Annotated in this window: 20 protein-coding genes; 10 read left to right on the top strand and 10 right to left on the bottom strand. The window is 59.2% G+C overall.

All coding sequences use genetic code 11. The features are described 5' to 3' along the window. Positions 1-184: 184 nt before the first annotated feature. The gene (locus R6X40_RS16575) at positions 185-826 is read left to right on the top strand and encodes a carbonic anhydrase (RefSeq protein WP_318414886.1); all 642 of its coding nucleotides are present in this window, start codon (positions 185-187) and stop codon (positions 824-826) included. Between the two features lie 241 nt (positions 827-1,067). Here R6X40_RS16575 and R6X40_RS16570 read toward each other — a convergent pair whose 3' ends face one another. Both R6X40_RS16570 and R6X40_RS16565 read right to left on the bottom strand, forming a co-directional pair. Continuing rightward, positions 1,068-1,892 (bottom strand): lytic transglycosylase domain-containing protein, encoded by an 825-nt coding sequence (locus R6X40_RS16570; RefSeq protein WP_318414885.1) that lies wholly within the window; start codon positions 1,890-1,892, stop codon positions 1,068-1,070. A gap of 273 nt (positions 1,893-2,165) precedes the next feature. After that, complete coding sequence (locus tag R6X40_RS16565) at positions 2,166-3,200, bottom strand: aspartate-semialdehyde dehydrogenase (protein ID WP_318414884.1); 1,035 nt, start codon at positions 3,198-3,200, stop codon at positions 2,166-2,168. A 416-nt stretch (positions 3,201-3,616) separates the two neighbouring features. On the opposite strand from R6X40_RS16565, the gene R6X40_RS16560 reads away from it, so the two are divergent. From R6X40_RS16560 to R6X40_RS16540, 5 genes are all read left to right on the top strand, one after another. Next, complete coding sequence (locus R6X40_RS16560; protein WP_318414883.1) at positions 3,617-5,374, top strand: alkaline phosphatase; 1,758 nt, start codon at positions 3,617-3,619, stop codon at positions 5,372-5,374. A gap of 328 nt (positions 5,375-5,702) precedes the next feature. Then, on the top strand, positions 5,703-6,167 hold the full coding sequence (locus R6X40_RS16555) for a hypothetical protein (RefSeq protein WP_318414882.1): 465 nt from the start codon (positions 5,703-5,705) through the stop codon (positions 6,165-6,167). A 5-nt stretch (positions 6,168-6,172) separates the two neighbouring features. Further along, positions 6,173-6,862 carry an ABC transporter ATP-binding protein gene (locus R6X40_RS16550; RefSeq protein ID WP_318414881.1) on the top strand — a complete coding sequence of 230 codons (690 nt, stop codon included), beginning with the start codon at positions 6,173-6,175 and terminating at the stop codon, positions 6,860-6,862. Further along, entirely contained in the window at positions 6,859-8,151 is a 1,293-nt protein-coding gene (locus R6X40_RS16545) for an ABC transporter permease (RefSeq protein WP_318414880.1), read from the top strand. Before R6X40_RS16550 ends, R6X40_RS16545 begins: the two co-directional genes overlap by 4 nt. Positions 8,152-8,311: 160 nt before the next feature. Next, the gene (locus R6X40_RS16540; protein ID WP_318414879.1) at positions 8,312-10,201 is read left to right on the top strand and encodes an MFS transporter; all 1,890 of its coding nucleotides are present in this window, start codon (positions 8,312-8,314) and stop codon (positions 10,199-10,201) included. 73 nt (positions 10,202-10,274) lie between these two features. On the opposite strand, the gene R6X40_RS16535 is transcribed toward R6X40_RS16540, so the two are convergent. Next, entirely contained in the window at positions 10,275-10,970 is a 696-nt protein-coding gene (locus R6X40_RS16535; RefSeq protein ID WP_318414878.1) for a phosphatase PAP2 family protein, read from the bottom strand. Positions 10,971-11,272: 302 nt separating this feature from the next. After that, on the bottom strand, positions 11,273-12,385 hold the full coding sequence (gene leuB / locus R6X40_RS16530; protein WP_318414877.1) for a 3-isopropylmalate dehydrogenase: 1,113 nt from the start codon (positions 12,383-12,385) through the stop codon (positions 11,273-11,275). Positions 12,386-12,724: 339 nt separating this feature from the next. Here leuB and R6X40_RS16525 point away from each other — a divergent pair, with 339 nt between their 5' ends. Then, complete coding sequence (locus R6X40_RS16525; protein WP_318414876.1) at positions 12,725-12,901, top strand: hypothetical protein; 177 nt, start codon at positions 12,725-12,727, stop codon at positions 12,899-12,901. Positions 12,902-12,972: 71 nt separating this feature from the next. On the opposite strand, the gene R6X40_RS16520 is transcribed toward R6X40_RS16525, so the two are convergent. Both R6X40_RS16520 and R6X40_RS16515 read right to left on the bottom strand, forming a co-directional pair. Further along, the gene (locus R6X40_RS16520; RefSeq protein ID WP_318414875.1) at positions 12,973-13,803 is read right to left on the bottom strand and encodes an alpha/beta hydrolase; all 831 of its coding nucleotides are present in this window, start codon (positions 13,801-13,803) and stop codon (positions 12,973-12,975) included. Positions 13,804-13,966: 163 nt separating this feature from the next. After that, positions 13,967-14,419, bottom strand: coding sequence for a DoxX family protein (locus R6X40_RS16515; protein WP_412178394.1), 453 nt, complete (start codon positions 14,417-14,419; stop codon positions 13,967-13,969). 589 nt (positions 14,420-15,008) lie between these two features. On the opposite strand from R6X40_RS16515, the gene R6X40_RS16510 reads away from it, so the two are divergent. Beyond that, entirely contained in the window at positions 15,009-15,401 is a 393-nt protein-coding gene (locus R6X40_RS16510) for a hypothetical protein (protein ID WP_318414874.1), read from the top strand. Here the strand turns inward: R6X40_RS16510 and R6X40_RS16505 are convergent. The 3 genes from R6X40_RS16505 to R6X40_RS16495 form a co-directional block, all read right to left on the bottom strand. Further along, positions 15,391-15,777, bottom strand: coding sequence for a RidA family protein (locus tag R6X40_RS16505; protein ID WP_318414873.1), 387 nt, complete (start codon positions 15,775-15,777; stop codon positions 15,391-15,393). The genes R6X40_RS16510 and R6X40_RS16505 overlap by 11 nt on opposite strands. A 6-nt stretch (positions 15,778-15,783) precedes the next feature. Beyond that, complete coding sequence (leuD, locus tag R6X40_RS16500) at positions 15,784-16,389, bottom strand: 3-isopropylmalate dehydratase small subunit (RefSeq protein ID WP_318414872.1); 606 nt, start codon at positions 16,387-16,389, stop codon at positions 15,784-15,786. A gap of 116 nt (positions 16,390-16,505) precedes the next feature. Beyond that, the gene (locus tag R6X40_RS16495) at positions 16,506-16,751 is read right to left on the bottom strand and encodes a hypothetical protein (protein ID WP_318414871.1); all 246 of its coding nucleotides are present in this window, start codon (positions 16,749-16,751) and stop codon (positions 16,506-16,508) included. Between the two features lie 114 nt (positions 16,752-16,865). Between R6X40_RS16495 and R6X40_RS16490 the strand changes: the two genes are divergently transcribed. Next, a complete protein-coding gene (locus tag R6X40_RS16490; protein ID WP_318414870.1) occupies positions 16,866-17,774 on the top strand; it encodes a CoA ester lyase in 909 nt (302 codons plus the stop codon). After that, the gene (locus tag R6X40_RS16485) at positions 17,771-17,977 is read left to right on the top strand and encodes a DUF1737 domain-containing protein (protein ID WP_318414869.1); all 207 of its coding nucleotides are present in this window, start codon (positions 17,771-17,773) and stop codon (positions 17,975-17,977) included. The genes R6X40_RS16490 and R6X40_RS16485 overlap by 4 nt, the downstream gene beginning before the upstream one ends. A gap of 32 nt (positions 17,978-18,009) precedes the next feature. On the opposite strand, the gene R6X40_RS16480 is transcribed toward R6X40_RS16485, so the two are convergent. Next, the gene (locus R6X40_RS16480) at positions 18,010-18,444 is read right to left on the bottom strand and encodes a metallopeptidase family protein (protein ID WP_318414868.1); all 435 of its coding nucleotides are present in this window, start codon (positions 18,442-18,444) and stop codon (positions 18,010-18,012) included. Positions 18,445-18,512: the final 68 nt, after the last annotated feature.

Genomic DNA, 18,512 nt, shown 5'->3' with positions numbered 1-18,512 from the left:
TGCCCTGACCGAATAAACCTTTTCCACCCTACGCAAAACGATACGGAGAATGTCACGGATGTCACCGGCGGCGCGGGCTGCCGTAAATTCGCCTGTGTGCGGCGCACAAAGATGATATGTGCTGCACAGCTGACATGCGAATGTACATCTCAATTGTCTTAAATAGTTGGAGTGATCGAACACCATGCAGCGTTTCCCGGACTATTTGCTGAACGGCTACAACAACTTCATGAATGGCCGCTTCAACGAGCAGCAGCAACGCTACAAGGCCTTGGCCGAAATTGGTCAACAGCCCAAAACCATGGTTATTGCCTGTTGTGATAGCCGTGCGGCCCCGGAAACCATCTTCGACAGCGGTCCGGGCGAGCTTTTCGTGGTGCGCAACGTTGCCAACATGATGCCGCCCTACGAACCGGATGGACATTATCACTCGACATCGGCCGCGCTGGAGTTTGCGGTTCAGGTTTTGAAAGTCAGCGACATCGTGGTCATGGGCCACGGCCGCTGCGGCGGCATCAAGGCTGCGCTGGATGTCAATGCCGAGCCGTTGTCTCCCGGCGACTTCATCGGACGCTGGATGCATCTTCTCAAGCCGGCCGCCGAGCAGATACAGAACAACGAGGTCATGACCGCCGCCGAACGCCAGCGGGCGCTGGAGCGGGTGTCGATCCGCAATTCGATCGCCAACCTGCGCACATTTCCCTGCGTCAAGATTCTCGAGCAGCGCGGCAAGCTGCAGCTGCATGGCTCCTGGTTCGATATATCGACCGGCGAACTCTGGGTGATGGACGGCAAGACCGGCGATTTTGCCCGGCCGGGCGTGTAGTTTCTGAAAGATCGATGTTTTTCGTGTGCGGCGTGCTCGTTGAGGCGGCCGGTGTTTTCATGCGGAGTTACGCTTGAACGCCGGGCAATTCCTGCAGAGCCTGTCGCCGCACCATCTTGTCTACGAACCTGCCGTCCGCACGTGATGGTTTGGTTTGTGCACCTGCGCCAAACCTGAAATAAAAAATCCGCAGTCCGGTTTCCCGGGCTGCGGACCCATGTCATTCCAAAACTGCGCTGGCTTATCGGCCGCCGTCGATCTCGGCGCCGATGATGGCGATTGCCTGCTGATAGACGCTAGCGGCATTCCATCCCTGGATCGCACCGAAATTGGGCTGACCGGGCTGATAGCCGGCGCCGGCAGTCCAGCCGTGACCGCGCAGGAAGTTGGCGGTCGAGGCAAGCGCGTCTGCCTTGGAGCGAACCATGTCGATATGACCGTTGCCGTCGCCATCGACGCCGTATTTCAGCACGTTGGCCGGCAGAAACTGTGTCTGGCCGATTTCGCCATGGGCTGCGCCGCGTGCGTCGGGGCTGAGGTCGCCGCGTTGCACGAGGGTGAGCGCTGCATAGAGCTGGTTGGTGAAAAAGTCGGAACGGCGGCAGTCAAACGACAATGTCGAGACGGCGGAGAGCGTGTGTTCCTTACCGAGGAAGCCGCCGAAACCGGTTTCCATGCCCCATATCGCGATGATCGGGCCGGCCGGAACACCGTAGCGGTTTTCGATGGAATTGAAGAGGGCGGCGTTCTGCGCCTTCATCTTCTTGCCGCGCGAAATGATCGTCTGGCCGCCACGTTTCTGCATGAATTGGTCGAGCGACAGCTTGAAGCTCTTCTGGCCACGGTCGGCGCGGATCGTTGCCTTGTTGTAGGTGACGTTGGCGAAAGCCTTGTTCAGAACGGCCGGGCTGATACCGCGGCCTGCGGCTTCGCTCTTGAAATCCTGAACCCAGGTATCAAAGCCTGCCGATGTGTTGCTGCATTGCGCGGCAGATGCCTGCGCGGGCAATATTGCAGCTGCAATGATTGCTGTGAAACCTGCCAGTACGCACTTCGCCTTGTGCATGAAAAACCCCGTATTGCCCGAATCCAAATTTGTTTCCGCAAAATGCCAGTCTTTGCGGCATCTGTCACGATGGTGGCACAGTATCAGGAGGGCGTGTTTCACGTGAATCCTCCTTTCGACTATGAAAAATCGTCGCAGTTGCCTTTTTACAAAGAAGCCTCGCATCCCGTTTGACGGATTATGCGAGGCTTTCTACCCAATCGCGATGATAGAAACCCAACGGTTGGTATCATCACGATTGGATATAATTGGTTAAAACTTTATATTTTCTGATCAGGCAGCCTGTTTCTTCGCCTTGATAAGACCGCGATTGACGAGAAGCTCGGCAATCTGGATGGCGTTGAGGGCGGCGCCCTTGCGCAGGTTGTCAGAAACGACCCAGATATTCAGGCCGTTTTCGACGGTCGCATCTTCGCGGATACGCGAGATATAGGTCGCGTCTTCGCCAGCGCTTTCGTAAGGCGTGATGTAGCCGCCGTTCTCATGCTTGTCGATAACGATGCAACCGGGTGCTTCGCGCAGGATGTCGCGAGCCTGATCGGCAGTAATCTCGTTTTCGAACTCGATGTTGACCGCTTCGGAATGGCCAATGAAGACAGGAACGCGCACGGCCGTGCAGGTCAGCTTGATCTTCGGATCAAGAATCTTCTTGGTTTCGGCCATCACCTTCCATTCTTCCTTCGTGTAGCCGTCTTCCATGAACGCATCGATGTGCGGGATGACGTTGAAGGCGATACGCTTCGTGAACTTCTTGCTTTCCATCGGATCGGCAACGAAGACGGCGCGGGTCTGGTTGAACAGCTCGTCCATGCCGTCCTTGCCGGCGCCGGATACCGACTGATATGTGGAAACGACGACGCGCTTGATCTTGGCAAAGTCATGCAGTGGCTTCAGAGCCACGACGAGCTGGGCGGTCGAGCAATTCGGGTTGGCAATGATGTTGCGCTTGGTGAACTGGGTGATGGCGTCCGGGTTCACTTCCGGAACCACCAACGGCACGTCCTGATCATAGCGCCAGGCCGAGGAGTTATCGATGACGACGCAGCCCTGCGCGCCGATCTTCGGCGACCACTTCAGCGATACAGCACCGCCGGCCGACATCAGGCAAATGTCCGTGTCGGAAAAATCATAGTTCTCGAGGTTCTTGACCTTCAGCGTCTTGTCCCCGAACGAAACCTCGGTGCCCTGGCTGCGGGCCGAGGCCAACGCCACGACTTCGTCCGCCGGAAAGCCACGCTCTTCGAGGATGTTCAGCATCTCGCGGCCGACATTTCCGGTCGCGCCGGCAATAGCAATCTTGAAACCCATTGTCTTTGCTCTCTTTCTGTCTCTCCGCGGGGCTTTGGGGGAAACCCGCCGGCCAAAGGCGCGGGTTTCGGGTCCCCGGCCGTGCCGGGGAGAGAGCGGTGGCCAGAGACGTCAGACGGTTTTCGTCGTCGTTTTGGCCGTTGTTTTGGAAGATATCGAGAAAGAACGAACCCGCCCGGCAGCAAATGCCGGGGCGATCAGCGCAGCGATGGCGTAACCAAAACGGTGCATGGTGGGTCCTTTTCCGCTGCTGCTCATACGCGCTTTTGGCGTAGAGTCAACAGAAAGCTGAGGGCGCGCGTCAGGAAGGCATGCCGGCACTTGCCGTTAAAACGTTATGGAAGTGTCACGCCGATGTCATCCGCGGTGACTATTGCGGGCCCGTCAGCTCTAAAGCAAACCACAAGGGGGTTTCCATGCGTATGCTTCTGTCGGCGCTCGCCGCCACGACAATCCTCACTGGGGCCGCACAGGCCACCACCGTTTATCCGCTCGATCGCGCGACGATCCTGGCCGGATCGCCATTCGACTTCAAGGTCGAGTTCAAGGCCGTCGTCAAGCCGGAAGACGTCAAGATCACCGTCAACGGCCAGGATTATAAGGCGGTTCTCGGCAAGGAAGCCGAATTTGTCGCCGAAGAAAAGGGTAAGGAAGACAAGATCCTCGGTTCGGCGATGATCGCCCGCGGCCTCGTCCTGCCGACTGAAGGCGCCTACAAGATTGAAGTGAGCGCCGGCTCGGAATCGAAGTCGGTGACATGGGACGTCTACAACACCGGCGAAACCCAGAAGGCCAAGAACATCATCTTTATCCTTGGCGACGGTCTCTCTGTCGCCCATCGCACCGCAGCCCGTATCATGTCGAAAGGTATGACCGAGGGCAAGGCCAACGGCCGTCTCAACATTGACGATCTTGACCACATGGCTTTCGTCGGTACGTCGGCGACAGACGCCGTTGCCACGGACAGCGCCAATACGATGTCAGCCTACATGACCGGCCATAAGACTGCCGTTAATGCTCTCGGCGTCTATGCCGACCGTACCCCGGACTCCTTCGACGATCCGAAAGTCGAAACCATCGCTGAAGCGCTGCGCCGCCAGACGAAAAAGTCGATCGGCATCGTTTCGACTGCTGAACTCGAGGATGCGACCCCGGCCGCCGTTTTTTCCCACACACGCAAGCGTGCCGACAAGGAGCAGATCGTCGGCATGATGTTCGGCGTCAAGCCGGATGTCGTGCTCGGCGGCGGCTCAGCCTATTTCCTCGGCAAGGAAACCCCCGGTTCCAAGCGCAAGGATGACAAGGACTATATCAAGCTCTTCCAGGAAGCCGGCTACACGCTGGCAACGAGCAAGACTGAGCTGGCGACGGCAACCGGTACCAACACTGGCAAGATCCTCGGCCTGTTCCACACCGGCAACATGGACACCACGCTCGACCGCGAATTCCTGAAGAAGGGCACAGTCGAGAAGTTCCCGGACCAGCCGGGCCTGGTCGACATGACCAAGGCTGCACTCGGCGAACTGTCCAAGAATGAAGAAGGCTTCTTCCTCATGGTGGAAGGTGCGAATATCGACAAGATGTCGCATCCGCTGGATTGGGATCGCGCCGTCATTGAAACCATCGAGCTCGATAAGGTCGTCGGCGTTGCCCGCGAATTCGCCAAGGCGCATCCTGATACGCTGATCGTCTTCACGGGTGACCATACTCACGGTGTTTCGATCATCGGTACGGTCGATGACGAAAAGCAGGGTACCGAAATGCGCGAAAAGGTCGGCACCTACGCCTCAGCCGGCTTCCCGAACTACACGGACGAGAATGGCGATGGTTACCCGGACAAGATCGACGTGACCCGCCGCCTGTTCCTCAGCGCCAACAATGGTCCAGACCACTACGAGACTTTCCGCCCGAAGATGGATGGGCCTTTCGTTCCGGCGATCCAGGACGAAAAGAAGGAATACATCGCCAACGAAGCCTATAAGGACGTTCCCGGTGCCGTTTTTGTGCAGGGCAATATCCCGAAGGAAGGCGATAGCGGCGTGCATGCTGTCGATGATGTCGTGCTGCAGGCCGCCGGTCCAGGTGCTGAAGGCTTCAAGGGCTATATGGAAGAAAGCGATATCTACCGCGTTCTCGCCGATACCCTGGCACTCGGTGCAAAGCAGACCAACTGATCTGTAATCGTCCCGGTGGGCTGATGAAACAGTCCGCCGGAACCGAAACGCAGTTGGTTGGCGTTACGCAACCCTCACTCTCGGTCATTCCTGTGCTCGTCACAAGAATCGAGTCAGCCCAAGTTCTTAGGCTGAAAAAGTCCTTTGACCCGACAGACGTCGGGTTGCTGGGATCCCCGCCACAGGGGCGAGGATGACGGATGTGGGGTACGCCGCCGCTAAAATCCCGCCGGGAGACTGGTGGGGACCGACATCGAATGACAAGAAATCGACCTCGTCAGCGGGTGTGTTCTACCGGCCTGACGTCATACAATAAGGTGGACGCCCGATGACCCGTCCTTTTGCAGGAACCACGCGCCGCGATGCGTTATGCCTTCTGGTCGGTCTGCCGCTTCTGGCTGCTGCCCGGCCCGCCGCCGCCGCGGTTCCGTCCTTGTCGTTCGATGAGCTCTACAGCAAGTTCGGCGTTCTCGGCCTGGAGTTCTCCGAAAAGGTGAAGTCGCTCGCCGGTCAGGAAATCACTATCAACGGTTTCATGGCGCCGCCACTCAAAGCCGAGGCAGCCTTCTTCGTGTTGACCGAAATTCCGATGTCGCTCTGCCCATTCTGCTCCTCCGATTCCGACTGGCCGGATAATATCGTCGTGGTCTATCTCGGCGAAAAGCAAACCTTCGTGCAGCCATCGCAGACAATTGAGGCGCGTGGTGTGCTTGAGTTCGGATCATGGACCGACCCTGAAACCGGTTTCGTCAGCCTGCTGCGCCTGCGCAACGCCGAATACGCGTCCGTGTAGCCGCGATGCTGTCGCTCGACCTCAATCAGATCTCCGTTTCCTACCCAGGTCTCCCTTCACCGGTCCTCGATATTCCCTCTCTATCAGTAGGAGCCGGTAGCCGGGTAGCGGTCACCGGCGCGTCCGGTTCCGGCAAGAGCACGCTGGTCAATATTCTCACCGGTCTCGAACGTTGCGCGGGCGGCTATATCCGTTGGGGTGGTACCGATATCGCTGCGATGTCCGAGCGCAGCCGTGATCGCTGGCGCGGCGCGCATATCGGCCTCGTCATGCAGGATTTCCATCTTTTTCCGGGTTTGAGCGCGGTCGATAATATCCTCCTGCCCGCCCGCCTCTCGCGCGCGATGCAACCGGGTGATCCGGATCGCGCGCTGATGCTGCTCTATGCCGTCGGCCTTTGCCGCGCCGACCAGAAGATCGAAACCATGTCGCGTGGCGAGATGCAGCGCGTCGCGATTGCCCGGGCGCTGCTTCGAAGACCCGGTGTGCTGATCGCCGACGAGCCGACGGCAAGCCTCGACAGTGAAAGCGGCGATGCGGTCGCCCGCTTGCTGATCGATCTTTCCGTCAGCAACGAAAGCACGCTGATCGTTGTCTCGCATGATCCGCGCCTGACCGGCCAGCTCGATCGGCGCATCACCCTGTCGGCCGGCCGTATCGCGTCGGATCGCGGGCATCGGGAGAAAGCGGCATGACCCGTTTCATTCTTGCCGATCTGCGCCGCCTCTGGGCAGGTTCGCTGGTCGTGGTACTTCTGATCGCCTTTGCCACAGCACTTGGCGTTGCCGTTACGTTGCAGGAGAGGGCGCTGAGGCTTGGCAGCGCCCGCGCGGCAGACCGGTTTGATCTGGTCATTGGCGCGCCGGGCAGCGAAACGCAGCTGCTTCTCTCCTCCGTTTTCCTGCAACCCTCTCCCCTGCCGCTGATGTCCGGCGATGTGCTGGGCAAGCTCGCTGCCGATCCGCGTGTCTCCTGGGCAGCGCCCGTCGGTTTCGGCGATTCCTTCTCCGGCTATCCGATCGTCGGTACGTCCACGGCCCTCACCTCAAATCTATCGGCCCTGACTCAAGGTCGGCCATTCTTCAAAGCGGGCGAAGCCGTCGTTGGTGCCGCCGTCGATCTACCACTCGGTTATGCGGTAAAACCCACCCATGGGCTCGCCACGCTCGGGGGCGAAACCCATACCGAACTTGCCTATCGCATCACCGGCCGGATGGCGCCGACCGGTACCTCCTGGGACCGCGCAATCCTGGTGCCAATCCAGTCGGTCTGGAGCCTGCATGGAATGGGTGGGCATGAGGATGAGCACGGTCACGCGACCGAAGCGGATGAAGCCCACCAGGACGATGCCGGTGCCGCGCACTCGGAAGAGCCGGGACATGATCACAACCACGAGCATGTCCATGTCGATCCCGACGCGCCACTCGATGAACACTGGACGGCCGAGGCACCAGGCCTTCCGGCAATCCTCGTCAAGCCGAAAACCATCGCCGATGCCTACAAATTGCGCCAGGACTATCGCGGCAATGGCACGCTGGCGGTCTTTCCCGGCGAAGTCTTGACCAATCTCTATGCGACGCTCGGCGATGCCAAGCGTGTGCTGTCGGCGGTTGCGGTCGGCGCACAAATCCTGGTGGCCGCCGCCGTCCTGATGGTGACGGTCATGCATATCGGCCAGCGCCGCCGCCAGATCGGTGCGCTCCGGGCTTTTGGCGCACCGCAATCGGCTGTGCTGGCGATCGTCTGGTTGGAGCTTTTCATCCTTATTGCGCTTGGCATTCTGTTGGGCTTCGCGTTGGGCTATGGTGCGGCGATGCTGCTATCGATGATGTTTTCAGGCGAAAGCGGCATCATCCTGCCGGTCGGCTTCATTCGGGACGATCTGAAGAGCGTGGCCGCTATCGTGGTGTTTTCAGCCCTGCTTGCGCTCGCGCCGGCGCTTCTCGCCTATCGCCAGTCGCCCGCGGCTGCGCTGCGCGCCTGATCGTCGCATTCGACTAAAGTCATAATCCCAAAGCCTCTCTGCCACCTCAGGGTGTTTTCTGCCATTTTGGTTACATGGCGCATTCCGCTTCGGAATCAGGGAGGATTCCGAAGCAATTGAGGGTGCGCACAAAGCCGTTTTTGAGTGGAGGACAAACGAAATGGCAGATGTCGCAGTAGCGCCCGGTGCAAAGGCTGCACCGATGACCGGCGAGCAGAAGAAGGTGATTTTCGCCTCTTCGCTCGGCACAATCTTCGAGTGGTACGATTTCTATCTTTACGGTTCGCTGGCCGTCTATATCGGCGCGACCTTCTTTTCCCAATATCCTGAAACCACCCGTAACATCTTCGCCCTTCTGGCGTTTGCGGCAGGCTTCCTTGTGCGTCCGTTCGGCGCGCTGGTGTTTGGCCGTCTCGGCGATCTCGTCGGCCGCAAATATACCTTCCTTGTCACCATCGTCATCATGGGTCTCTCGACGTTCCTCGTCGGCATCCTGCCCGGTGCTGCGCAGATCGGCATTGCCGCTCCGATCCTTCTGATCGTGCTGCGCATGCTGCAGGGCCTGGCGCTCGGCGGTGAATATGGTGGTGCTGCAACCTATGTGGCCGAACACGCGCCGCAGGGCCGGCGCGGCTACTTCACCTCATGGATTCAGACGACGGCAACGCTCGGCTTGTTCCTGTCGCTGGTGGTTATCGTCGCCGTGCAGATGATGCTCGGCAAGGAAGCCTTCGCAGCCTGGGGCTGGCGCATTCCGTTCCTGCTGTCGTTCATTCTGCTCGGCGTTTCCGTCTGGATCCGTCTGAAGATGAACGAATCGCCAGCCTTCAAGAAGATGAAGGAAGAGGGCAAGGGTTCCAAGGCACCGCTGACGGAAGCTTTCGGCCAGTGGAGAAACGCCAAGATCGCGATTCTGGCCCTGTTCGGCGCCGTCGTCGGCCAGGCTGTTGTCTGGTACACCGGCCAGTTCTACGCGCTGTTCTTCCTGCAGAACATCCTGAAGGTGGACGGCCAGTCGGCAAACATCATGGTCGCGATCTCGCTTCTGATCGGTACCGGCTTCTTCGTGCTCTTCGGCGCACTGTCGGACAAGATCGGCCGCAAGCCGATCATCATGGCCGGCCTGGTGCTTGCCATGCTGACCTACTTCCCGCTGTTCAAGGCCTTGACCTGGGCCGGCAACCCGGCGCTCGCTGAGGCACAGGAAACCATCCGTGCAACCGTTACTGCTGCTCCAGGAGACTGCAAATTCCAGTTCAACCCGACCGGTACGGCGAAGTTCACGACTTCCTGCGATATCGCCACGTCGTTCCTGACGCGCAACTCGGTTCCGTATGATGTCGTCACCACAGCGGCTGCCGGAACAGCGGCAACGGTCAAGATCGGCGAAGAAACCGTCACCGGCTACGACGCGATTGCTGCTGGCGACAAGGCCAAGGCATCGGGTGCAGCCTTTGAAAAGCAGATCAACATTGCTCTTCACGACGCCGGTTATCCGCTCGTTCGTGGAGCTGCAAAGGTTCCGGAAAGCAAGCTTGACGGCTTCGTTGCCGCCAATCCGGAATTGACGCTGGATGCTGCAGCCGTTCGCGGAGGCGACAAGGCATCCATGACCGGCGAAGCTCTGGTTGCGGCCAAGCTCCTGACGGCGGAAGAAGCCGCAGGCGTTACCGAAATGCCTGTTTACACCATCGACAAGGGCGGCTCGTTCGCCATGGTCGCCGATCCGGCTCGCGTCAGCTGGATCAGCGTCATCGCCGTGCTCACCGTGCTGGTCATCTATGTGACGATGGTTTACGGCCCGATCGCAGCGCTTCTGGTCGAACTCTTCCCGACCCGCATCCGCTATACCGGCATGTCCCTGCCCTACCACATCGGTAACGGCTGGTTCGGCGGCCTGCTTCCAGCAACGGCCTTCGCAATGAGCGCCGCGCAGGGCGATATCTACTACGGTCTCTGGTATCCGATCGTGTTCGCCGGCATCACGCTGGTGATTGGCATGCTGTTCCTGCCCGAGACCAAGGATCGCGATATCCACACCATGGATTGATCCCGGCTGGATATTGATACGGAAAAGCCCGGCGCAGCCCCTTGCGCCGGGCTTTTTCATTCATTCCATGTCTTCATTTCGAAGGCAGAAAACTGTTCTTCGGCCGTGGCCAACCGCTCTCATCCAGCCGGAACAACCAGTTCTGCCGGGCAAAGAAGAAGGCAGTCATCAGCGCCGTCCACAATCCCACCAGCAGCCCGGCCGCCACGTCGCTCGGATAATGCGCGCCGACGATGACGCGGCTGATGCCGATTACCAGGGCTCCCAGCGCGAAGACGATCCGCAGCCGCGGGGCCAGCATCGAAAAGGCCCCGAAGAACGAGCCGACGGCGGCTGAATGGCCGGAAGGAAAACTCTGGAACACCCAGTCATGGCCGGAGAAGAACGATAGGCTGTGGGCGCCATATTCGCTGTAAAGCTCGGGCCGCGCCCTGCCGATGACCAGCTTTGCCACGTGCACCACGATGCTGGCACTGCCGATCGTCGCCAGGAAATACAGGGCCAGCCGCCAGCCCGTCTTGCTCTTCGACGAAAACCCTTCACTGCGTGATACCCGGTGGAGGATATAGGCGATAATGACGATCGAGCCCGAACCGTAGATCATCCAGGCGAAGGTGCCGAAATCGGTGATCCGCTTGTTGAAGGCAACGACCCCACCCGGCAGCGCCTGCGCCGTCTGCGAGATCATGCCGTCAAACGGCAGCAGCGCTGCGACAAGAATAGCGGTTGCGAGAAGAAGCCAGAGGGATGAGGAGAGTGGTCGGTTCATGGAGGCACTTTCTTGGTATGGCGATGTTTTAGTCTTACGCGGTGCCTACCTCCCCCGTCATCCTCGCCCTTGTGGCGGGGATCCAGCGGCACCGCGTCCGCGGTGCCGGAGACTCTTTTCACGCGATGGACATCGCGTGGCTGGATTCCTGTGACAGGCACAGGAATGACGGGGTGGGAGCAATGTCCCCGGGAACCTGTGGTCCTCCTGGCGAAGATTCAACCCCGCCAAACAAAAACGGCACCCGAAATCTTCCGATTCCGGATGCCGCGAAGAACCGCCCTTGCGGGAGAGAAGACGTCTTAAGCCGAAAGCGCCTTGAATTCGGCAAGGATCGCATCACCCATTTCGACGGTGCCGACCTGGCGGGCGCCGGTGGCCATGATGTCGCCGGTACGGATGCCCTTGTCGAGCACGTTGGCAATCGCCTTTTCCAGGTTGTCTGCTTCCTTCACGAGGTTGAACGAGTAACGCAGGCACATGGCGAACGAAGCGATCATGGCAATCGGGTTGGCAATGCCCTTGCCGGCAATGTCCGGGGCGGAGCCGTGTACGGGCTCATAGAGCGCCTTGCGCTTGCCGGTCTTGGCGTCCGGGGCACCGAGCGAGGCTGATGGCAGCATGCCGAGCGAACCGGTCAGCATCGCCGCAACGTCTGAAAGCATGTCGCCGAACAGGTTGTCGGTGACGATGACGTCGAACTGTTTTGGCGCACGGACAAGCTGCATGCCGCCGGCATCAGCCAGCATGTGGTCGAGCGCCACATCGGAATATTTTGCCTTGTGCGTCGCGGTCACCACCTGGTTCCACAACACGCCCGACTTCATGACGTTGCGCTTTTCCATCGAGCAGACACGGTTGCCGCGCGTGCGGGCCAGTTCGAAGGCAACGCCGGCGATGCGTTCGATTTCGTATGTGTCATAAACCTGCGTGTCGATGCCGCGCTTCTGACCGTTGCCGAGATCGATGATTTCCTTCGGCTCGCCGAAATAGACGCCGCCGGTCAGTTCGCGCACGATCAGAATGTCGAGGCCTTCGACCAGCTCAGGCTTCAGAGAAGAGGCATCGGAAAGCGCCGGGTAGCAGATCGCCGGGCGCAGGTTTGCAAACAGCTGCATGTCCTTGCGCAGGCGCAGAAGGCCTGCTTCCGGGCGCACTTCGTAGGGAACGTCATCCCATTTCGGGCCGCCGACGGCGCCGAACAGCACGGCATCCGCTGCCATCGCCTTTTCCATGTCAGCATCGGAAATCGCCGCGCCATGCGCGTCATAGGCCGAGCCGCCGACTAGGCCTTCGTCGGTGGTGAAGCCACCGGCCATTTCGGCATTCATATAGGCGACGATTTTGCGGACTTCCGCCATAGCTTCCGGGCCGATGCCGTCGCCGGGCAGAAGGAAAAGATTGCGCACTGTCATGGGGCATTCCTTATATCGAAGAGTGGGCGTGTCAGATGTTGGCGCGTTCTTAACGCAACTTCCGTTCAAGGAAAATGCGTTTTTGGAAAGAATTGTGCGCGCACCGTCAGTTCCTGCTGAAACGGGCGGGTGCCGGCCAAGCGTGAGATTCTTCGGTTGGGCGGACGTCTTTCCGAATTTGACTGCTGAAACGACTGACACACGCAGGCATGGCCCGCGACCTTACGGTTCATGTTGGAAATCCTGTTCCATCTGGAACAGCGCCGATATCTGCCGCGTGGGATAGTCCGGTCACTGGATGAGGAAGCTCATCCACACGATCTCAAGGAGAGACCACGCATGCGCACATTCGTTCTGACCGCCGCCGTTGCCATCATTGCCGCCGCTTCTTTCGCTGCCCCTTCGCAGGCCGGCTACTACAACGACGACTGCAAGCCTTATTGCTATGTCAAGAAGGTCAGAACCTACGATTACGATGGCAATCTGATCGTCAAGAAAATCCGCGTCTGCGAATAGGTGCCCCTGCCCTGACGCCCTCACCAAAAACCCGGCTGCCCTTGCAGCCGGGTTTTTGGTTCTAGCAGGCGTTACGCTTTGAAAAAGGCGAGCATGTCAGGATTAAGGATGTCAGGATGTGTCGAGAGCATGCCGTGCGGAAGTCCTTCGTAGCTCTTGAGTGTTCCGTTCTTGAGGAGCTTCGCCGAAAGCGGCGCGGAGTCACCATAGGGCACGATCTGGTCGTCGGTTCCGTGCAGGACAAGGACCGGAACCTCAACCCTTTTGAGATCCTCGGTAAAGTCGGTTTCGGAAAACGCCTTGATGCATTCGTAATGCGCATTGGCGGCACCCATCATTCCCTGCCGCCACCAATTGTCGATCAGCCCCTGCGAAACCTTGGCGCCCGGGCGATTGAAGCCGTAAAACGGGCCGGACGGCACATCGATGAAGAACTGGGCGCGGTTTGCAAGAAGGGCGCTGCGCAGGCCGTCGAAGACATCGATCGGCAGCCCGCCGGGGTTCTTGTCGGATTTCACCATGACAGGCGGCACAGCACCGGCGATCACGGCCTTTCCGACCCGGCCCGGCTTTGCGCGCGCCACATAATGAACGACCTCGCCGCCACCGGTGGAGTGGCCGACATGGAATGCATTTTTGAGATCGAGTGCATCGGCAAGTTCGGCGACGTCGGCGGCATAGGTATCCATTTCATGGCCACCCGATGTCTGCGAAGAGCGTCCGTGGCCGCGGCGGTCATGGGCGATGACGCGAAAGCCTTGCGCCAGAAAATAGAGCATCTGGTTGTCCCAGTCGTCGGCGCTCAATGGCCAGCCGTGATGGAACACGATTGGTTGCGCATTGCGCGAACCCCAATCCTTGTAGAAAATTTCCGTTCCGTCCTTTGTGGTGATGCTGCTCATTCGTGCGTTTCCTTTTCAGGCGCGGGGTGAAAGGCAAGACAGCAGAATGCCTGTCGTCCCCATCGACTGCAACACGATTAAAGGGCCACGTATCATTCATGATGCGCAATGGCCGCTGTATCGCCTGATGCAACAAAGCCGATTGAAGCAGGGAATATGCACATCAGCTCCAGTCCGTCTCGCCGCGGCGCCATCTGTGCAGGTCGTACCAGGAGACGAGAAGAAAGGCCCCGGCCAGCCCAAGGTGTTCGAAGAAGATGTTCATCGCCATGAAACGGTCCTGCCCCAACGGCATCTCCCAGAAGCGAAAGGCGATGAATGTCGCAAGCAATGTAAAGACAGCCAGCGAAAGCGCACCGATCCAACGCAAAAACCCGCTGATGACCATCGCTGAAGCGGTCAGCTGGAAGAGGATGACCACGGCGGCGATGGGCCTTCCCGGCAGGAGCCCATACCGCTCCATCTCGGCGACGGCGCTGCCGAAATCCATCAGCTTGGTCACTCCACTCAGAATATAGGCAGAGCAGAGTGCCGCCAGCCCCAGCCAGCGGACCGGATGGCTGGTGAAAACCGGCGTACAGACGCCAGCGAGTTTCGCTTCCATTCTCAAAAGCATCGTTTTCCCCTTCTGGCGTGCATGTTTATGCCGGATGCTACATCGCTCTGCGTTGATATCGAACAGTTTTGTTGGAGTTTTCTTCCTCCAGAATCCCCGCCCTGAAAACCCGTGGCATGATGATGGCGTTCTGTCACGGATACACCGCAAGACGTTGGCGGCGAGGCAGGGCTGGCGCTCCACGTGAAGCCTCGTGGTCTCCCGCAAGGAGGCCGCGAACGTCAGGCGGACCGGAAGGAGAGCCCCCGGAAAATGGATTCCCTCCGTCCTTATGGGGTGGGCGCATCTGTGGGATGCACATGCCGGGACAGGAAGCGTGACGTACCGGGCCGTGTTGCTGAATGCCGGATCCGGAAAGCTGCGTGATGACGATTGTCCCGGGGCAGAGGGTCCGGAGTCGGGGTCTGTAGGGAGGAAAGCTCCCGAGAGAACGCCAAACGGGGCGCTGGAAAGCGTCACATATATACTTTCATTAGAGGCGGTTTCCAGTGCCCCGTCCGATGATTGCAAATCTCCAAACCACGGCGGTCACCGCGCGGGGATGTTTTCCTGTGATGGTTTCGCACGCCATCAGGAAGGACGTGATTTCATGCCCTATATCGCGCCGAAACCCTCGCTCTCCAAAACGATCATGTTTCGCGTTGCCGCGATGGCATGGTGTAACCATCTTCGGTGCCGCGTGCGCCGCTGCCGCCGCAATAGCTGCTGCCTCGGTCCTGTGATCTATTTCGGGATGCCTCAATGCGTTCGCGATGCATCCAGTGCCGAGACGAGCAGGATGCTTGATTTTCTCGCGGACACTATTGATCTCGCGACACCGGAAAGGGTTACGGAAAGTCTGGAGCAGGCAACCACCAACGAGGAGCGCGAGATGATCGCGTTCCGGCGCAGCATATTTCTCCATTATCATCAGGAGTTGGCAAACGCCGGTCTGGCCGAGCCCTTGGGGCCACCCTTCGTCGAAGGGGAAGTTACCCCTTGAAGGCGGTGACTTCGATCTCGATCAGCATTTCCGGGCGGATCAAGTCGCAAACCACCATCGTCGCTGCCGGGCGGATATCGCCAAAAGCCTCGCCGAGGATAGGGAAGACGAGATCGGCAAAGGCGGCATCGGTCACGTAGTAGTGGTTGCGCACCACATCCTTGAGCGAGAAACCGGCTTCTATCAGGGCCGCTTCGATTGTCTTCAGGCAGTTGCGGGTTTGCTCTTCCACCGTCTGCGGCATGGTCATCGTCTGATAATCGTAGCCGGTCGTGCCGGAAACGAAGCACCAGTCGCCTTGCACGACAGCCCGCGAATAACCCGCCGTCTTTTCAAACGGCGAGCCGGAAGAAATCAGCTTTCGCGGGCTGGACATCGGGGCTCAGGCCCAGGGATGCGAAGCAGCATTGGCCTTTTCGAACGTGTCGATGGCACTAACCTTTTCCAGCGTCAGGCCGATATCGTCGAGGCCGTTCAGCATGCAGTGGCGGCGGAACGCATCGAGTTCGAAGGTGATCTTGCCACCATCGGGGCCGGTGATTTCCTGGTTTTCCAGATCGACCGTCAGGATGGCGTTGGAGCCACGGCTGGCGTCATCCATCAGCTTTTCCAGGTCTTCCGGCGAGACCACGACCGGCAGGATGCCGTTCTTGAAACAGTTATTGTAGAAGATGTCGGCAAACGAGGTCGAGATGACGCAGCGGATGCCGAAGTCGAGCAGCGCCCACGGCGCATGTTCGCGTGACGAGCCGCAGCCGAAATTGTCGCCGGCAACCAAAATCTTGGCGTTCTGGTAGGCGGGCTTGTTGAGGACGAAATCCTCGTTGACCGAGCCGTCTTCATGATAGCGGGCTTCGGCAAAAAGCCCCGTGCCGAGGCCGGTGCGCTTGATCGTCTTCAGGTAATCCTTCGGAATGATCATGTCCGTGTCGATATTGACGACGGGGAGCGGCGCGGCAACGCCGGTGAGCTTGACGAACTTGTCCATGGCTATGGCCTTCGATTTCAACGGGGCGGAAAAACTTCCGCCCAGCGTTTAGATCAATTTCATGCCGAAATGAAGGAAAATCTCACTTCAGGGCACCAACAACAGGCGACCGGCGCTTACATGTCGATGATCGTACCGCGTCCGTCGTTCCAGATGCGCGGCTCGCGCTCACGCCGGCCGGTATTGCGGTTCACGGTGGCGCGGACCGGTTTCGGCATAAGCCGTGCGGAAATCGCGCTGCCGATGACGAACACGGTGGCGATGCCGGCGAGTGCCAGGCCGAGCGATGCGGTGAACACCAGCGCCATCAGCGTGAAGGCAATGCCGACGGCTGTCAGGAGGAGAGAACGAATGCTTTGCATGATCTTACCCTTTCGTTGTCTGGAATGTGGGTCCGCCCGCCTCGCGTTGCAAGGCCTACTTTCGGATTGCATCCCTGCCTTGCGAAAGTGGCGAAACACAGGCACAAAAGCCGCATGAATTCATCCCTTGATCGCCACCCCGCCCGCCTTCGCCGTTCGGTGCTCTGTGTGCCTGCCGATAATGTTCGCGCTCTTGCCAAGGTCGCGAGCCTTTCCTGCGACGCGGTGATCTATGATCTCGAGGATGCTGTCTCCTACGACAACAAGGCTGCCGCTCGAAAGACGCTCGCCGATCATCTGGCCAAGGCGCGGCGCGGCGATATCGAGGTGATCGTCCGCATCAACAGCCTGAAAACCCCGTTCGGTGAAAAAGATCTGCTGGCCGCGCTTGCCATGGCGCCGGATGTCATCCTGCTTCCCAAGGTCGAAAGCCCGCAGGATATCCAGTCCGTCGTTGATTTTCTTTCGGAAAACGACGCGCTGGATAGCCTGCGCCTTTGGGCGATGATCGAGACTCCGCGCGGCGTACTCAATGCTGCGGCGATCGCCGAAACCGGCCGCACCCGTGGCGGCAGGCTCGATTGTTTCGTGCCGGGGCTGAACGACCTGCGCAAGGAGACCGGCGTGCCCTCCCTGCCCGGCCGCGTCTATCTCGTCCCCTGGCTGATGCAGGTGTTGCTTGCTGCCCGTAGCTGCGGCCTCGATGTCATCGATGCGGTCTTCAACGATTTCCATGATGATGCTGGATTTGCAGCGGAGTGCGCCCAAGGGCGTGACATGGGTTTTGATGGCAAGATGTTGATCCACCCGGTCCAGATCGGCCCGGCCAATCGTCACTTCGGGGTCGATGACAATGCCGTGACCGAAGCGCGATCGATCATCGATGCCTTTGCGCTTGCGGAAAATGCGGATAAAGCCGTCATCAACCTCAATGGCCAGATGGTCGAGCGCCTGCATCTCGAGCAGGCGCTCAAGCTTGTCGCCAAGGCCGATGCTATTCATAAAAAAGGAAAAAAATCTTGAAACTCTACCGCTTGCTGACTGCCATCGACGATGCCACTTTCTGCCACAAGGTGACGGCCGCCCTCAACAAGGGCTGGGACCTGTACGGTTCGCCGACCTATGCGTGGAATCAGGAAACGCGGGCGATGATGTGCGGCCAGGCCGTCGTCAAGGATGTCGAAGGCAAGGAATACACCGCCGACACCAAACTGTCCGAACACTGATTGTACGATGGCGGGAGGGCTTTCAAGCCCTCTCAGCCGCCCACATGCTCGACGCTTTCCTCGATCCGCTCCATGTCGTCGTCCGACAGGCCGAAATGATGGCCGATCTCGTGGATCAGCACATGGGTGATGATATCGCCCAGCGTCTCCTCGTTCTCCGCCCAATAGTCGAGGATCGGCCGGCGATAGAGAATGATCCGGTTCGGCATTTCGCCGGTTTCCATGGTGAAGCGCTCGCCGATGCCGCGTCCCTCGAAGAGTCCGAGCAGATCGAACGGCGTTTCCAGCGCCATGTCCTCGAAAACGTCCTCGGTCGGAAAATCGTCAATCTCGATGGTCAGATTGGTTGCCAGCGCCCGGAATTCCTCCGGTAGGTGGCTGTAAGCCTCCAATGCCAGGGATTCGAATGTGCTGATTGTCGGCGCGTGGCGTTCCCGCCAATCATCGCTCTGGTCTATGCGGGCCATGGGCACTCCTTACTTACCCCCTGATATAGCCATTTCATCAGTGTTTTTCGAGGGTTGAATTTCTACGT

Origin of the sequence: Rhizobium sp. PL01, from assembly GCF_033447125.1 — a bacterium.
Classification (GTDB): Bacteria; Pseudomonadota; Alphaproteobacteria; order Rhizobiales; family Rhizobiaceae; genus Pararhizobium.
The sequence above is the reverse complement of the archived record's forward strand: the minus strand, read 5'-3'. Positions and strand labels throughout refer to the sequence as shown.

Bases quoted from the DNA above. Each gene is read 5' to 3' on its own strand.
- leuB (WP_318414877.1), bottom strand. From the start codon at position 12,385: ATGACAGTGCGCAATCTTTTCCTTCTGCCCGGCGACGGCATCGGCCCG.
- R6X40_RS16515 (WP_412178394.1), bottom strand. From the start codon at position 14,419: ATGCTTTTGAGAATGGAAGCGAAACTCGCTGGCGTCTGTACGCCGGTT.
- R6X40_RS16535 (WP_318414878.1), bottom strand. From the start codon at position 10,970: ATGAACCGACCACTCTCCTCATCCCTCTGGCTTCTTCTCGCAACCGCT.
- R6X40_RS16545 (WP_318414880.1), top strand. From the start codon at position 6,859: ATGACCCGTTTCATTCTTGCCGATCTGCGCCGCCTCTGGGCAGGTTCG.
- R6X40_RS16555 (WP_318414882.1), top strand. From the start codon at position 5,703: ATGACCCGTCCTTTTGCAGGAACCACGCGCCGCGATGCGTTATGCCTT.
- R6X40_RS16565 (WP_318414884.1), bottom strand. From the start codon at position 3,200: ATGGGTTTCAAGATTGCTATTGCCGGCGCGACCGGAAATGTCGGCCGC.
- R6X40_RS16540 (WP_318414879.1), top strand. From the start codon at position 8,312: ATGGCAGATGTCGCAGTAGCGCCCGGTGCAAAGGCTGCACCGATGACC.
- leuD (WP_318414872.1), bottom strand. From the start codon at position 16,389: ATGGACAAGTTCGTCAAGCTCACCGGCGTTGCCGCGCCGCTCCCCGTC.
- R6X40_RS16525 (WP_318414876.1), top strand. From the start codon at position 12,725: ATGCGCACATTCGTTCTGACCGCCGCCGTTGCCATCATTGCCGCCGCT.
- R6X40_RS16495 (WP_318414871.1), bottom strand. From the start codon at position 16,751: ATGCAAAGCATTCGTTCTCTCCTCCTGACAGCCGTCGGCATTGCCTTC.
- R6X40_RS16480 (WP_318414868.1), bottom strand. From the start codon at position 18,444: ATGGCCCGCATAGACCAGAGCGATGATTGGCGGGAACGCCACGCGCCG.
- R6X40_RS16550 (WP_318414881.1), top strand. From the start codon at position 6,173: ATGCTGTCGCTCGACCTCAATCAGATCTCCGTTTCCTACCCAGGTCTC.
- R6X40_RS16505 (WP_318414873.1), bottom strand. From the start codon at position 15,777: ATGTCCAGCCCGCGAAAGCTGATTTCTTCCGGCTCGCCGTTTGAAAAG.
- R6X40_RS16510 (WP_318414874.1), top strand. From the start codon at position 15,009: ATGCCCTATATCGCGCCGAAACCCTCGCTCTCCAAAACGATCATGTTT.
- R6X40_RS16490 (WP_318414870.1), top strand. From the start codon at position 16,866: ATGAATTCATCCCTTGATCGCCACCCCGCCCGCCTTCGCCGTTCGGTG.
- R6X40_RS16560 (WP_318414883.1), top strand. From the start codon at position 3,617: ATGCGTATGCTTCTGTCGGCGCTCGCCGCCACGACAATCCTCACTGGG.
- R6X40_RS16575 (WP_318414886.1), top strand. From the start codon at position 185: ATGCAGCGTTTCCCGGACTATTTGCTGAACGGCTACAACAACTTCATG.
- R6X40_RS16570 (WP_318414885.1), bottom strand. From the start codon at position 1,892: ATGCACAAGGCGAAGTGCGTACTGGCAGGTTTCACAGCAATCATTGCA.
- R6X40_RS16520 (WP_318414875.1), bottom strand. From the start codon at position 13,803: ATGAGCAGCATCACCACAAAGGACGGAACGGAAATTTTCTACAAGGAT.